Raw genomic sequence first — 12,696 nt, forward strand, 5'->3', positions numbered from 1 at the left:
CCGCGATGATGCCGCGTCTTACAGCGGCGTGCCGTCGCGCGTGAAGAGGCGTACCTCGCCGTACTCGCCGCCGGCGCGGCCGGCGGTGTTGTCGGCGTCGGTCATCAGCGCCACGCCGAGCAGCGCGCCGGGCTCCTCGCCGAACGCGCGGCGGAAGTCGGCCGCGATGTCGCGCTCGTAGTGCCGCCACTGGCCGAGCCGCGCGGCGCCGGACTCGAGCACGATCTTTCGGACGCGGTCGCTGCGCCGGCTCTGGATCACCGACTCGCGCTCGGCGCGGTTGTCCCAGGCGTAGACCAGCGTCGCGTAGGGCGGCGGCTCGCCGGTCAGCGAGCGCGCCAGCTCGAACAGCATGCGGTTGCGCGGCGAGAGCCGGCCGTGGTCGCCGTCGAACGCGAAGACCAGGCGCACCGGCGAGTCGGACGCCTCGGCGTCGGCCAGGTCGGCGCGCGCGACCAGCGTGGTGACGCGCCAGGAGAACTGCGCGCGCGCGAGCTGCGCGGCATCGACGCGCCAGGGGCGGCGCAGCATGCTGGCCGACGCGTCGGCACGCGCCTGCACGATGAAGCGCGCGCCGTCGCGCTGCGTGCGGTAGACCGTGCTGCGCTTGCCCGGCAGCGGGTAGTTCTGCCAGCCGGCCCAGGGACCGTCGAGCGCGGAAGCCGGTTCCGGCCCGGAGGCACAGGCGCCCAGGGCGAGCGAGAGGAGGAGGAAGCAGCGGCGGATCATGGCTTCATGAAAAAGGCCGCCCGAAGGCGGCCTTTGAAGCGGTTCGATCGAACCCGCGCGAGGCGGGTGGGCGATCAGAACTGGTGACGCACGCCGATGGCGTAGGCGGTGCTGGTCTCGCCCTTCACACCCGCTTGACTGGCCATGCCCTTGGCAGTGCCGAGATCGAAGTACAGGTTGGTGCGCTTGCTGAGGTTGTAGTTGTAGCCCAGGCCCAGCTTGGTGTGGGTGTCTTCGGCAGCGGCCGCCGGCAGGTCGAAGGTGACGCGCGACAGGCCGAACTTCAGCACGCCGTTGCCCAGCGGGGCGCTGGCCGTCAGCATCACGACCTTGCCGTCGATGTCGCCGTTGGGGCCGAACTTCGACTTCGCGAAGTAGACCATCGGCTTGATGAAGCCCAGGTTGTAGTGGAACGCGAGGTTGAGCACGCCACGGCCGTCGGAAGCGCCGTCGTTGATCTTCTCGTAGCCCAGGCCGGCGTAGATCGGGCCGGCAGCGTATTCGGCGTTGAAGCCGAGGCCACGGCCTTGGCCGGTGCTTTCTGACAGGCTCACCGCGACGTTGGCGGTCAGGCCACCCATGTTGGGCGTCTTGTAGCCGATGGTGTTCGACGAGCGGGCGCTGCCACCAGCCGGCCAGCCGGCCTGCGGGGTGGTCGTCACGCCAGACGCCGAATCCGGGGTGAAGTAGCCGGCCCAGGTGATGGCGGTGCCGGTCTGCCCGACGCCGTCGTTGCCGAACGGGTCAGACTTCAACTGCACCCAGAACGCCGGGGTGTACTCACGACCCAGGTAGACCGAGCCGGCGGCGGCGCTGGTCAGTTGGACGTAGCTGCGGCCGTTCCAGAACGGGGTCTGGTTCTGCGCGCCGGTGTCCGGGTTGAAGCGGTGTTCGATCTGGAACTGGGCCGACAGGCCGCCACCCAGGTCTTCGTTGGCGCGGAAGCCGAGGCGCGAGACGCTCGACTGCTGCATCGTCCAGGCTTCGTTGCCCGGGGCGCCCGGGTTCACCGCGCAAGGGCTGCAGTCGTTGCGCTTGGCGATGCTCATGTCGACCAGGCCGTAGATCGTGACCGACGATTGCGCCGCAGCGGTGCCCGCGAAGGCGCCCAGGACTGCGAGAGCGAGCAGAGATTTTTTCATTGCGACTATCTCCTAGGTTGAACAAGTGGTCCCGATCGAGAGGCATCCTCGCGGACAGATCAGGCCAACCCCCTCAGCGGAAGTTGCCGCGTATTCCACCAGACCCCCTTTTGGCTTGCAAAGATTTAGGGGGGTTTTCGCAAGGCTTGTTGTCTCCTGACAACGAGCGCCCCGTCGTCACGTCCGTGTCACGACGCCCGGGAAAACCCTCGTTCTGCGCATGAAGCTATGCTGCGCAAAAGAGCTTCGCCGACACCATGGATGCACTGCTGGTCGCCCTGGACACCGCCTTGCGCACCCTCTCGGGCGGCAGCCATTCGGCACGCCCTTGCCCGCGGCCGAAAGCCGAAGCGCAGCCGCTGAGCGAGCCGGAGCGTGCGCGCGCCGGCGCCTTGATGCGCGTCAACCACGTGGGCGAGGTGTGCGCCCAGGCGCTGTACAGCGCGCAGGCGCTGGCGACGCGCGACCCCGCGCTGCGCAAGCAGTTCGAAGAAGCCGCGCGCGAGGAGACCGACCACCTCGCCTGGACCCAGCAGCGCCTGCAGCAGCTCGGCGCGCGCGCCAGCCTGCTCAACCCGCTGTGGTACGGCGGCGCGTTCGCGATCGGGCTGGCCGCCGGGCGCGCCGGCGATGCCGCCAGCCTCGGCTTCCTGGCCGAGACCGAGCGCCAGGTGCAGCGCCACCTCGAAAGCCACCTCGACCGCCTGCCCGGGCACGACAACGCCTCGCGCGCCATCGTCGAGCAGATGCGCGACGACGAGGCGCGCCATGCCGCCGCGGCGCAGGCCGCCGGCGCGGCGACGCTGCCGCTGCCGCTGCGCTGGGCGATGAAGGCCGCGGCCAAGGTCATGACGACCACGGCGCAGCGGATCTGACGCGCGGCCTCATAGACACCCGTTCGCCCTGAGCCTGTCGAAGGGCCCCGCGCTGCACCTCGATGGGCTTCGACAGGCTCAGCCCGAACGGGGTCGACGCTCAACCCACGACGATCTCGAAGCTGGTCGTCATCTCGGCCGTCCTGGCGAGCATCGCGCTGGCCGAGCAGTACTTCTCGTGCGACATGCGGATGGCGCGCTCCACCGCGGCCTCGGGCAGTTCCCTGCCCTTGACGACGAAGTGCATGTGGATCTTGGTGAACACCTTGGGATCGGCCTCGGCGCGCTGCGCCTCGAGCTTCACCTGGCAGCCGCGCACGTCGTGGCGGCCGCGCTTGAGGATCAGCACCACGTCGTAGGCGGTGCAGCCGCCGGTGCCGGCCAGCACGGTCTCCATCGGCCGCGGCGCGAGGTTGCGGCCGCCGCCGTCGGGCGCGCCGTCCATGGTCAGCAGATGGCCGCTGCCGGTCTCGGCGAGAAAGGCCATGCCGCTGTCCGGCAGCCAGTTGATCGTGCACTCCATGTTCGTTTCCTCGACATTCGCGCCCCGCCGCGGTGCGTGCGTGGCGCATTGTGCAACGCATCACACCTCGCTTCGAGCGGCCACTCTAGCTTCGATCACAAAGGGATATTGCGGCGCAGCATGAATGGCTCTACACTGCTTCGCATTCGGTGCTCGTTTGCTTTCGTTTCGATGGCATACGGGCCTCCGAGCCGATTGTCTCCTCCACCTCCTCCATTGGTGGATTCGGCCCAGGGCAGCAATGCCTTGGGCCTTTTTCTTGGGGCGCTGCGCCCGGGGGCCGCGGGTATGATGCGGCGCCGCAAAGCCACCCGATCCGGCGCATCACGATGAAGGCAAGGAAGAGCAAGGCGCCGACGCTGGCCGACTACCTGCAGAAGATCCTCACCGCGCGCGTCTACGACGTGGCGCGCGAGACGCCGCTGGCGCCGGCGCGCGGCCTGTCGCGCCGGCTCGGCAACCAGGTGCTGCTCAAGCGCGAGGACAGCCAGCCGGTGTTCAGCTTCAAGCTGCGCGGCGCCTACAACAAGATGGCGCACCTGAGCGCCGAGCAGTTGCGGCGCGGCGTGATCTGCGCCTCGGCCGGCAACCATGCGCAGGGCGTCGCGCTCGGCGCCAAGCAGCTCGGCTGCCGCGCGCTGGTGGTGATGCCCGTCACCACGCCCAAGCTGAAGATCGACGCGGTGCGCGCGCTCGGCGGCGAGGTGGTGCTGCACGGCGAGAGCTATTCCGACGCCTTCGGGCACGCCCAGGCGCTCGAACGCGAGCGCGGCCTGACCTTCGTGCATCCCTTCGACGACCCCGACGTGATCGCCGGCCAGGGCACCATCGGCATGGAGATCCTGCGCCAGCACCCGGGGCCCATCGACGCGGTGTTCGTCGCCATCGGCGGCGGCGGGCTGGTCTCGGGCGTGGCGGCCTACCTGAAGGCGGTGCGCCCCGAGATCAAGGTGATCGGCGTGCAGATGAACGACTCCGACGCGATGCTGCGCTCGGTGCACGCCGGCAAGCGCGTGACGCTGCCCGACGTCGGCCTGTTCGCCGACGGCACCGCGGTCAAGCTGGTCGGCGAGGAGACCTTCCGGCTCGCGCGCGAGCTGGTCGACGACTTCGTCGTGGTCGACACCGACGCCGTGTGCGCGGCGATCAAGGACGTGTTCCAGGACACGCGCAGCATCATGGAGCCCTCCGGCGCGATGGGCGTGGCGGCGCTCAAGCAGTACGCCGAGCGCCACGGCCTGAAGGGCAAGACCTTCGTCGCGATCACCTGCGGCGCCAACATGAACTTCGACCGGCTGCGCTTCGTCGCCGAGCGCGCCGAGGTCGGCGAGCAGCGCGAGGCGATCTTCGCGGTGACCATCCCCGAGGAGCGCGGCAGCTTCAAGCGCTTTTGCGAGCTGGTCGGCCCGCGCGCGGTCACCGAGTTCAACTACCGCATCTCCGACGCGACGCAGGCGCACGTGTTCGTCGGCGTCGCGGTGGCCAACCGCGAGGAGGCGCACAAGCTGGCGCGCGGCTTCGAGCGCCACGGCTTCCCGACGCTGGACCTCACCGACGACGAACTGGCCAAGCTGCACCTGCGCCACCTGGTCGGCGGGCGCAGCGAGCTGGCCAGGGACGAGCGCCTGTACCGCTTCATCTTCCCCGAGCGGCCCGGCGCGCTGATGCGCTTCCTCTCCAGCATGCACCCGGGCTGGAACATCAGCCTGTTCCACTACCGCAACCAGGGTGCCGACTACGGCCGCATCCTGGTCGGCATCCAGGTGCCCAGGGCCGACAAGAAGGCGTTCCGCGACTTCCTGGAGACGCTGGCCTATCCCTGCGAGGACGAGACCGACAACCCGGTGTACCGCATGTTCCTGCGCTGACGCACAATTCGGCGCCATGTCGGTCAACCGCTCCCTGATCACGCCCACCGCCAACCCGCTGCTTGAGCAGGCGTTGCGCGAGAAGCTGCAACGCCGCAGCGAAACCACCGGCAGCCTGGGCGAGCTGGAGCCGCTGGCGGTGCGCCTGGGCCTGGTGCAGAACACGCTCAAGCCGCGTTTCCGCGCGCCGCAACTGGTGCTGTTCGCCTCCGACCACGGCCTGGCGGTCGACGGCGTCGGCGTGCCCGGCGGCGCCTCGACGGCCAAGCTGGTGGCGCGCCTGCTCGGCTCGCAACTGCCGGTGTCGGTGTTCGCGCGCATCCAGGGGCTGGAGCTGTCGGTGGTCGACTGCGGCGTGGCCGAGCCGGTGGCGCCGCACGCGCGGCTGCTGGCGCGCAAGATCGCGCACGGCACGCGCAGCTCGCGCGCGGCGATGGCGATGTCGCTCGACCAGGCGCACGCCGCCATCCGCGCCGGCATGGAGATCGCCGATTCGCTGCCCGGCAACGCGATCGCCTGCGCCGGCATCGGCGTGGGCGCGCACGCCAGCGCGGCGCTGGTGCTCTCGCGCCTGTCCGACACGCCGCTGCGCGACTTCATCGCCTCCGGCCCGACGATGCCGCCGGAAGACCTGAACCACCTCGTCACCGTGCTGTCGGGCGCGCAGGGGCGCCACAAGGACGCCAGCGACCCGGTGGAAGTGCTGGCCGCCTTCGGCGGCTTCGAGATGGCGATGATGGTCGGCGTGATGCTGGTGGCCGGCAGCAAACGCCATCTCGTGATCGCCGACGGCATGACCGCCTGCGCCGCGCTGATGGTCGCCTCGCGCATCGCGCCGGCGGTCACCGACTACTGCGTCTACTGCCGCAGCCACGGCCACGCCGGCCTGGATCGCGCGCTGTCGCTGTTCCAGGCCAGCCCGCTGCTCGAACTGGGCATGGAGAGCACCGACGGCACCGGCGCCACGCTGGCCTGGCCGCTGGTGCGCAGCGCCGCCGCGCTGCTGACCGAGGTGGCCGAGGGTGAGGATCCGGGCCCGTCGCAGCCGGCCGAGATGGCGCCGCCGTCGCGCGCCGGCTCGCTGAACTGAAGCCGCGTCAGTGCGCCGTGCCCGCCGGCGGCCGGCCGCGCGGCCGGGGCGTCTGCGGCTGGGAGCCGTCGACCGCGCCGGACAGGGCCTGTCCCGGCAAAGCCATCGGCGCCGCGGGCTGCGGCGGTGGCGGCGGCGCCGCGTCGGCGCCGAACTTCAGCCCTTCGGTGGCCGGCGGCAGCGTGCCGGTGGCGGCGGCGGCCAGCGGCGGCACCTCCAGCGTCACGGCGGCGGCGCCCTGCGCCGGGCCGATCGCCGCGCTGCGAAGGTTCACCGATTGCAACACCAGGTTGCCATCGAGCGGCATGCCGACCGCGTAGGCGCGCGCCGGCTTGGCGTCGACGGCGATCAGCGCGTAGCCGCCGCTGCCCTGCTTGTTCGCCATCACGCCGAGCAGCTTGAAGCGCGAGGCCAGCTCGGGCGCCTGGGGCACGTCGCTCGGGGTGGCGGGCGTGGCGCCGAGCAGGCGCGTCAGGTCGCCGCGCAGCGCGCCGGCGTCGCCCACCGCCACGGTGTGGGCGGGCGCGCCGGGCGGGCGCACCAGCAGGCGCAGCCCCCAGAACACCACGCTGGCGGCTACCAGTGCCCAGACGACGAAGGCCGCGATTCTTGCGAACATGCGCGGGATTATCATCGACCAGGTCTGCATTACCGCGGCCGTGCCGAGGCGCTTCGTTTCATGATGTCCTGCTCCACCCCGTCCCACCGCAGCCGCCGCTCGCTCGCGCGGCGCGGCTTCACGCTGATCGAACTGATGGTGGTGCTGGTGATCATCGGCGTGCTGGCCGCGCTGATCGTGCCCAACGTGCTGGACCGCGCCGACGACGCGCGCGTCACCGCGGCGCGCACCGACGTCAACAACCTGATGCAGGCGCTCAAGCTCTACCGGCTGGACAACCAGCGCTACCCCAGCGGCGAGCAGGGCTTGCAGGCGCTGGTGGTCAAGCCCACCGGCGGCGTGATCCCGCCGAACTGGAAGCCCTACCTCGAGAAGCTGCCCAACGACCCCTGGGGCCGGCCCTACCAGTACGCCAACCCGGGGCTGAAGGGCGAGATCGACGTGTTCAGCTTCGGCGCCGACGGCGTGCTCGGCGGCGAGGGCAAGGACGCCGAGATCGGCTCCTGGCAATAGCGGCAACGGCGCGGGAGCATCGGTGCGGGCGCGGCGGCAGTCCGGCTTCACGCTGATCGAGCTGCTGGTCGTCATCACGCTGATCGCGATCGCCAGCAGCGTGGTCACGCTGGCGATGCGCGACCCGGCCGCGACGCGCCTCGAACAGGAGGCCGCGCGCCTGGCCGCGCTGCTCGAATCGGCACGCGCCGAGGCGCGCGCCTCCGGGCTGCAAGGGCGCTGGGAGCCGCGCTCCGGCCAAGCCGACGTGCCGGGTTTCCGCTTCGTCGGCTTTCCCGACGCCACCGAGGCCGGCGCGCGGCCGACGCACTGGCTGGCCGAAGGCGTCAGCGCCGAGGTGATCGGCGCGCGTGCGCTGGTGCTCGGCCCCGAGCCGATGATCGGCGCGCAGCGTGTCGTGCTCAGCCTGGAGGCGCAGCGCCTGGTGCTGGCCACCGACGGGCTGGGGCCCTTCGTCGTGGTCGGCAACGACGAGGCCGCGCGATGAAGCGGCAGCGCCCGGCCGCCGGCTTCACGCTGATCGAGGTGCTGGTCGGCGTGGCCATCGTCGCGGTGACGCTGGGCGCCGGCATCAAGGCGGCCGGCGCGCTGACCAACAACGCGCTGCGCCTGGCCGACGTGACGGCCGCGCAGTGGTGCGCCGACAACCAGTTGACCGGATTGAAGCTGAGCAAGCAGTTCCCCAGCACCGGCGACGGCGAGTTCGGCTGCGAACAGCTCGGCCGCGGCTACCGCGGCAAGCTGGCGGTGCGGCCGACGCCGAATCCGAACTTCCGGCGCGTCGACGCGCAGGTCTTCAACGAAGCGGGCGAGCCGGTGCTGACGCTGTCCACCGTGCTGGGGCGCTACTGATGGCCGCGCGCAGCCCCCGCGGCTTCACGCTCGTCGAGGTGCTGGTCGCGCTGCTGATCCTGGCGATCATGGCGGCGATGGCCTGGCAGGGCGTCGACGGCATCGTGCGCACGCGCGACGCCAGCCAGCGCCAGCTCGAGCAGACGCTGCGCCTGACCACCGTGCTGGCGCAATGGCAGGCCGACCTCGCCGCGGTGCAGGACACCGGCACGGTGCCGCCGCTGGCGTTCGACGGCGCCGCGCTGCGCCTGACGCGCAGCACGCCCGAGGGCGTGCAGGTGGTGGCCTGGTGGCTCAAGCCCGAAGCCGCCGACAACAACGCCTTGCAGCGCTGGGCCGCCAAGCCGGTGACCGGCAGCGCCGCCTTGCAGGACAACTGGTTCGCCAGCCAGCAGTTGATGGGCGGCGAGCCCGGCGAGGTGCGCGCGATCGAGGGCGTGTCGCAGTGGCAGGTGTACTTCTTCCAGGGCAACGGCTGGGCCAACGCGCAGTCCACCGGCAACGTCGCCGCGCCGCCGGCGGGCGCGGCCAACGGCGCCGCGCAGCGCATGGCGCTGCCCTCTGGCGTGCGCGTGGTGCTGAGCTTCGCCCCCGGCGCCGCATTCGCCGGCACGCTGACGCGCGACGTGCTGCTCGGGCCATGACGACTCCCCCCCGCAGCGCCCGCGGCGCTCCCCCCGGGGGGGCGCCGCCAGCGGCCCGGCAAAGCCGGTGCCGCGGCGACCGCCTGGTGGCTGCGGATTGCCGCGTGGCGGGTCTCGATCGCAACCCAGGCGACGCCAGCGCGGCGCCGCGCTGCTGACGGCGCTGATCATCGTCACGCTGGTCGTCACGCTGGCCGCGGCGATGGTGTGGCAGCAGTGGCGCGCGGTGCAGGTCGAGGCCGCCGAGCGCGCGCGCATGCAATCGGCCTGGATCCTGCAAGGCGCGCTCGACTGGGCGCGCCTGATCCTGCGCGAAGACGCGCGCTCGGGCCGCCCGACCGCGCTGACCGAGCCCTGGGCCACGCCGCTGGCCGAGGCGCGGCTGTCGACCTTCCTCGCCGCCGACAAGAACAACAACGCCGCGGACGACGGGCCCGAGGCCTTCCTGTCCGGCGCGATCAACGACGCGCAGGCGCGTTTCAACCTCGCCAACCTGGTCGATGCCCAGGGCAAGCCCTCGCCGCCCGACATCCAGGCGATGGAACGGCTGTGCCAGACGATAGGCATCGGGTCGGACCTCGCCGCGCGCATCGCCGCCGGCCTGCGCGACGCGCGCGCCGCCGGCAACGCCAACGCGCCGCTGCTGCCGCGCACGCTGGCGCAGCTCGCGTGGCTGGGCATCGATGCCGACACCATCGCCGCGCTCGAACCCTATGCGACGCTGCTGCCGGCGCGCACCGCGGTCAACGTCAACACCGCGCCGCGCGAGGTGATCGCCGCCGCGATCAAGGGCCTGGACCTCGCCACCGCCGAGCGCCTGGTGCAGTTGCGCCAGCGCGACCCGTTCAAGCGGCTGCCGGACGTGGAGGCGCAGATCCCGGGCCTCGGGCCGCTGAACGCCGAGCAGGTGGCGGTGCAGTCGAGCTGGTTCGAGGTGCGCGGGCGCCTGCGGCTGGACGACCGCGTGCTGGAGCAGCGTTCGCTGGTGTTTCGCAACGGCCTGGACATGCTGGTGCAGCAGCGCGAGCAGTTGTCCACGGTCGAGGGCTTGCGCCGTTGATGCGGCGCGCGCACATTGGCCGGCTAAGTGCTTGATTTGTGAAGGTTTGTAGAACGCCGCTGCCTACAATGCCGATCCGTTCCTGAACCGCCGTCCATGTCCACCCTCGTCGTCCAGATCCCCGAACGCCGGCGCCACAGCGCGCGGGGCGGCGCCGCGCCGGAAAACGCCGCCTCCGACCTGGGCACCGAGTACGTCTACGCGCTGACCAGCGACGGCGTCGTGCTCACCGGCCACGGCGAGTGCGCCGCGTCGCTGCTGCCCAAGGCCGCCACGGTGGTGGCGATGCTGGCCGACACCGCCGTGAGCTGGCACCGCATCACCCTGCCCAAGGCGCCGGCCGCGCGGCTGCGCGCCGCGCTCGCCGGCGTGCTGGAAGAAGCCCTGCTCGACGACGCCGACAGCGTGCACCTGGCCGTCGCGCCCGGCGCCAGCGCCGGCCAGCCGGCCTGGGTGGCCGCGGTCGACCGCGCCTGGCTGCGCGCCGAGCTGGCGGCGCTGGAGAAGGCCAAGGTGTTCGTCGAGCGCATCGTGCCGGCCTCCTGGCCCGACGATCCGCCCAGCGGGCATTTCGCGGAGAGCGCCGAGGCGCGCGGCGGCGCCGGCGGCGGCGAGCCCGGCGTGCTGCTGCACTGGGCGCATGCCGACGGCGTGGCCAGCCTGGGCCTGCACGGCGGGCTGGCGCGCGCGCTGGTGTCGCGCCCGGCGCCGGCCGGCACGCGCTGGAGCGCCACGCCCGCCGCGGTGACGTCGGCCGAGCAGTGGCTGGGCATGCCGGTCAACGTGATGTCGCGCCCCGAGCGCGCCTTGCAGGCGGCGCGCAGCCTGTGGGACCTGCGCCAGTTCGACCTCGCGCAGCGCAACCGCGGCGCGCGCGCGCTGCGCGACGCGCTGCGCAAGTTCACGAGCCCGCAGTGGCGGCCGGTGCGCCTGGGCCTGGTGGCGCTGGTGGCGGCGCAGATCGTCGGGCTCAACCTCTGGGCCTGGCACCAGCGCAGCGGCATCGAGGCGCGCCAGAAGGGCATCCAGGCCGCGGTGCGCGCCGCCTTCCCGCGCGCCAGCGACCTCGACATCCAGCGCGACGCCGCCGCGGTGGCGCAGCGCGAGATCCAGTCGCTGCGCACGCTGGCCGGCAAGCCGGGCGAGAACGACCTGGAGACCCTGCTGATGGCCGCCGCCTCGGCCTGGCCGGCCGACCGCCCGGCGGTCGACTCGCTGCGCTACGAATCGGGCCGGCTGACGCTGGCCGCCGCGGGCTGGAGCGAGCAGCAGCTCACGCAGTTCCGCAGCGTGCTGCAACCGGCCGGCTGGCAGGTGGAGTCCAACGCCGGGCAGCTCGTGCTGTCGCGCGCGCGCCTCGGGGGCCGCTCGTGAGCGCGCGCACGCCGACCCTGCCGCCGGCGCTGGCCAAGGCCCGCGAGCAGCTTCGTGTGTGGTGGCGCACGCGCGTGCCGCGCGAGCGGCTCGCGCTCGGCGTGGCGCTGGCCGTCGTCGCGCTGTTCGTCGCCTGGCTGCTGCTGGTGCAGCCGGCCCTGCGCACGCTGCGCGAGGCGCCGGCGCGCCTGGCGGTGCTCGACGCGGAATTGCAGCAGATGCAGCGCCTGGCCGCCGAGAGCCAGACCCTGCGCGGCGCGGCCGCGGTGCCGCCGGCGCAGGCCGCGGCGGCGCTGAAGGCCGCCACCGACCGGCTCGGCGACAAGGGCCGGCTCGCGATGCAGGGCGACCGCGCCTCGCTGACGCTCAACGGCGTCTCGCCCGAGGCGCTGCGCGGCTGGCTGCTGGAGGCGCGCGGCGCGGCGCGCGTGCGCCCGGCCGAGGCGCAGTTGACACGCGGCCCGCAGGGCTACACCGGCACGCTGGTGGTCATGCTCGCCGGCGGCGGAGAAGCGCCATGATCGGCCGCCGCCGCAAGGGCCCGCGCTGGGCCCACACCGCCTCGGCCACCGGCTGGGGCGAATCGACCTTCGCCGAGATCGCCTGGGACAAGTCGCGCGGCGCCGCGGCGCGCTGGGCGGTGGCCGGCGCGGTGCTGGGCGTGCTCGGCGGCGTGGTCGCCTTCGCGCCCGCCGCCTGGCTGGCCGGCGCCATCGCCTCGGCCACCCACCAGCGCCTGCTGCTGGCCGACGCGCGCGGCACGGTGTGGTCGGGCAGCGCGGTGGTGGTGCTGACCGGCGGGCCGGACAGCCGCGACGCCAGCGCCCTGCCCGGCCGGCTCGACTGGACCATAGGCATCAAGGGCCTGGGCCTCGAACTGCGCGCGCGCCAGGAATGCTGCCTGAACGGCACCGCCGCGCTGCAAGTGAAGCCCGGCTTCGGCCGCGTGACGCTGGCGCTGGCGCCCAGCCCCGGCTGGGTCGGCCAGTGGCCGAGCGCCTGGCTGGGCGGCCTGGGCACGCCGTGGAACACCATGCAGCTCGGCGGCAGCGTGCGGCTGGCCTCGCCGGGCCTGAGCGTCGAGAGCGTGCAGGGCCGCTGGCGCCTGGCCGGCAGCGCCGACATCGACCTGCTCGACGTCTCCTCGCGCGTCTCGACGCTCGAGACGCTGGGCAGCTACCGCCTGAGCATCGCCGCCGACCCCTCGGGCAACGGCGCTTCGCAGCTCATCCTGTCGACCCAGCACGGCGCCTTGCAGCTCAGCGGCAACGGCACGCTCTCGCCCGGCGGCGTGCGCTTTCGCGGCGAGGCGCGCGCCGCGCCCGGCGAAGAAGCCCCGCTGGCCAACCTGCTGAACATCATCGGGCGGCGCGACGGCGCCCGATCCGTCATTTCGATCGGATGACC

At 72.7% G+C, this 12,696-nt stretch carries 15 protein-coding genes; 11 read left to right on the forward strand and 4 right to left on the reverse strand.

Annotated features, from left to right (window positions below; translation table 11 throughout):
• Positions 1-18 precede the first annotated feature (18 nt).
• Together QM792_RS16460 and QM792_RS16465 are read right to left on the reverse strand one after the other, a co-directional pair.
• The gene (locus QM792_RS16460) at positions 19-729 is read right to left on the reverse strand and encodes a DUF3047 domain-containing protein (RefSeq protein ID WP_415151183.1); all 711 of its coding nucleotides are present in this window, start codon (positions 727-729) and stop codon (positions 19-21) included.
• Between the two features lie 74 nt (positions 730-803).
• Entirely contained in the window at positions 804-1,871 is a 1,068-nt protein-coding gene (locus tag QM792_RS16465) for a porin (RefSeq protein WP_415151184.1), read from the reverse strand.
• Positions 1,872-2,128: 257 nt separating this feature from the next.
• Between QM792_RS16465 and coq7 the strand changes: the two genes are divergently transcribed.
• Complete coding sequence (coq7, locus tag QM792_RS16470) at positions 2,129-2,746, forward strand: 2-polyprenyl-3-methyl-6-methoxy-1,4-benzoquinone monooxygenase (RefSeq protein ID WP_415151185.1); 618 nt, start codon at positions 2,129-2,131, stop codon at positions 2,744-2,746.
• A gap of 100 nt (positions 2,747-2,846) precedes the next feature.
• Here the strand turns inward: coq7 and QM792_RS16475 are convergent, their stop codons facing one another.
• Positions 2,847-3,269, reverse strand: a complete 423-nt coding sequence (locus QM792_RS16475) for an OsmC family protein (protein ID WP_415151186.1) — start codon at positions 3,267-3,269, stop codon at positions 2,847-2,849.
• Positions 3,270-3,598: 329 nt separating this feature from the next.
• Between QM792_RS16475 and ilvA the strand changes: the two genes are divergently transcribed.
• Both ilvA and QM792_RS16485 read left to right on the forward strand, forming a co-directional pair.
• Positions 3,599-5,137, forward strand: coding sequence for a threonine ammonia-lyase, biosynthetic (ilvA, locus tag QM792_RS16480; RefSeq protein ID WP_415151187.1), 1,539 nt, complete (start codon positions 3,599-3,601; stop codon positions 5,135-5,137).
• A gap of 16 nt (positions 5,138-5,153) precedes the next feature.
• Positions 5,154-6,227 carry a nicotinate-nucleotide--dimethylbenzimidazole phosphoribosyltransferase gene (locus QM792_RS16485; RefSeq protein ID WP_415151188.1) on the forward strand — a complete coding sequence of 358 codons (1,074 nt, stop codon included), beginning with the start codon at positions 5,154-5,156 and terminating at the stop codon, positions 6,225-6,227.
• 7 nt (positions 6,228-6,234) lie between these two features.
• Here the strand turns inward: QM792_RS16485 and QM792_RS16490 are convergent, their stop codons facing one another.
• On the reverse strand, positions 6,235-6,846 hold the full coding sequence (locus tag QM792_RS16490; protein WP_415151189.1) for a type II secretion system protein N: 612 nt from the start codon (positions 6,844-6,846) through the stop codon (positions 6,235-6,237).
• A gap of 60 nt (positions 6,847-6,906) precedes the next feature.
• Here QM792_RS16490 and gspG point away from each other — a divergent pair, with 60 nt between their 5' ends.
• The 8 genes from gspG (at position 6,907) to gspN (ending at position 12,694) form a co-directional block, all read left to right on the forward strand.
• On the forward strand, positions 6,907-7,359 hold the full coding sequence (gene gspG, locus QM792_RS16495) for a type II secretion system major pseudopilin GspG (protein ID WP_415151190.1): 453 nt from the start codon (positions 6,907-6,909) through the stop codon (positions 7,357-7,359).
• 22 nt (positions 7,360-7,381) lie between these two features.
• Positions 7,382-7,846 (forward strand): Tfp pilus assembly protein FimT/FimU, encoded by a 465-nt coding sequence (locus tag QM792_RS16500; RefSeq protein ID WP_415151191.1) that lies wholly within the window; start codon positions 7,382-7,384, stop codon positions 7,844-7,846.
• Positions 7,843-8,211 (forward strand): type II secretion system minor pseudopilin GspI, encoded by a 369-nt coding sequence (gspI, locus tag QM792_RS16505; RefSeq protein WP_415151192.1) that lies wholly within the window; start codon positions 7,843-7,845, stop codon positions 8,209-8,211. The genes QM792_RS16500 and gspI overlap by 4 nt, the downstream gene beginning before the upstream one ends.
• A complete protein-coding gene (locus QM792_RS16510; protein WP_415151193.1) occupies positions 8,211-8,855 on the forward strand; it encodes a prepilin-type N-terminal cleavage/methylation domain-containing protein in 645 nt (214 codons plus the stop codon). Before gspI ends, QM792_RS16510 begins: the two co-directional genes overlap by 1 nt.
• 97 nt (positions 8,856-8,952) lie before the next feature.
• Positions 8,953-9,915, forward strand: a complete 963-nt coding sequence (gene gspK / locus QM792_RS16515; protein WP_415151194.1) for a type II secretion system minor pseudopilin GspK — start codon at positions 8,953-8,955, stop codon at positions 9,913-9,915.
• Between the two features lie 96 nt (positions 9,916-10,011).
• On the forward strand, positions 10,012-11,289 hold the full coding sequence (gene gspL / locus QM792_RS16520; protein WP_415151195.1) for a type II secretion system protein GspL: 1,278 nt from the start codon (positions 10,012-10,014) through the stop codon (positions 11,287-11,289).
• Positions 11,286-11,810: a type II secretion system protein GspM gene (gene gspM, locus QM792_RS16525; protein ID WP_415151196.1), complete on the forward strand. Its 525-nt coding sequence runs from the start codon at positions 11,286-11,288 to the stop codon at positions 11,808-11,810. The genes gspL and gspM overlap by 4 nt, the downstream gene beginning before the upstream one ends.
• Positions 11,807-12,694, forward strand: a complete 888-nt coding sequence (gene gspN, locus QM792_RS16530) for a type II secretion system protein N (protein WP_415151197.1) — start codon at positions 11,807-11,809, stop codon at positions 12,692-12,694. The genes gspM and gspN overlap by 4 nt, the downstream gene beginning before the upstream one ends.
• Positions 12,695-12,696 lie beyond the last annotated feature (2 nt).

The sequence above is a fragment of the Piscinibacter sp. genome (assembly GCF_047600445.1).
Taxonomy (GTDB): Bacteria; Pseudomonadota; Gammaproteobacteria; order Burkholderiales; family Burkholderiaceae_C; genus Piscinibacter.

Bases quoted from the DNA above. Each gene is read 5' to 3' on its own strand.
- QM792_RS16460 (WP_415151183.1), bottom strand. From the start codon at position 729: ATGATCCGCCGCTGCTTCCTCCTCCTCTCGCTCGCCCTGGGCGCCTGT.
- QM792_RS16465 (WP_415151184.1), bottom strand. From the start codon at position 1,871: ATGAAAAAATCTCTGCTCGCTCTCGCAGTCCTGGGCGCCTTCGCGGGC.
- coq7 (WP_415151185.1), top strand. From the start codon at position 2,129: ATGGATGCACTGCTGGTCGCCCTGGACACCGCCTTGCGCACCCTCTCG.
- QM792_RS16475 (WP_415151186.1), bottom strand. From the start codon at position 3,269: ATGGAGTGCACGATCAACTGGCTGCCGGACAGCGGCATGGCCTTTCTC.
- ilvA (WP_415151187.1), top strand. From the start codon at position 3,599: ATGAAGGCAAGGAAGAGCAAGGCGCCGACGCTGGCCGACTACCTGCAG.
- QM792_RS16485 (WP_415151188.1), top strand. From the start codon at position 5,154: ATGTCGGTCAACCGCTCCCTGATCACGCCCACCGCCAACCCGCTGCTT.
- QM792_RS16490 (WP_415151189.1), bottom strand. From the start codon at position 6,846: ATGTTCGCAAGAATCGCGGCCTTCGTCGTCTGGGCACTGGTAGCCGCC.
- gspG (WP_415151190.1), top strand. From the start codon at position 6,907: ATGATGTCCTGCTCCACCCCGTCCCACCGCAGCCGCCGCTCGCTCGCG.
- gspI (WP_415151192.1), top strand. From the start codon at position 7,843: ATGAAGCGGCAGCGCCCGGCCGCCGGCTTCACGCTGATCGAGGTGCTG.
- QM792_RS16510 (WP_415151193.1), top strand. From the start codon at position 8,211: ATGGCCGCGCGCAGCCCCCGCGGCTTCACGCTCGTCGAGGTGCTGGTC.
- gspL (WP_415151195.1), top strand. From the start codon at position 10,012: ATGTCCACCCTCGTCGTCCAGATCCCCGAACGCCGGCGCCACAGCGCG.
- gspN (WP_415151197.1), top strand. From the start codon at position 11,807: ATGATCGGCCGCCGCCGCAAGGGCCCGCGCTGGGCCCACACCGCCTCG.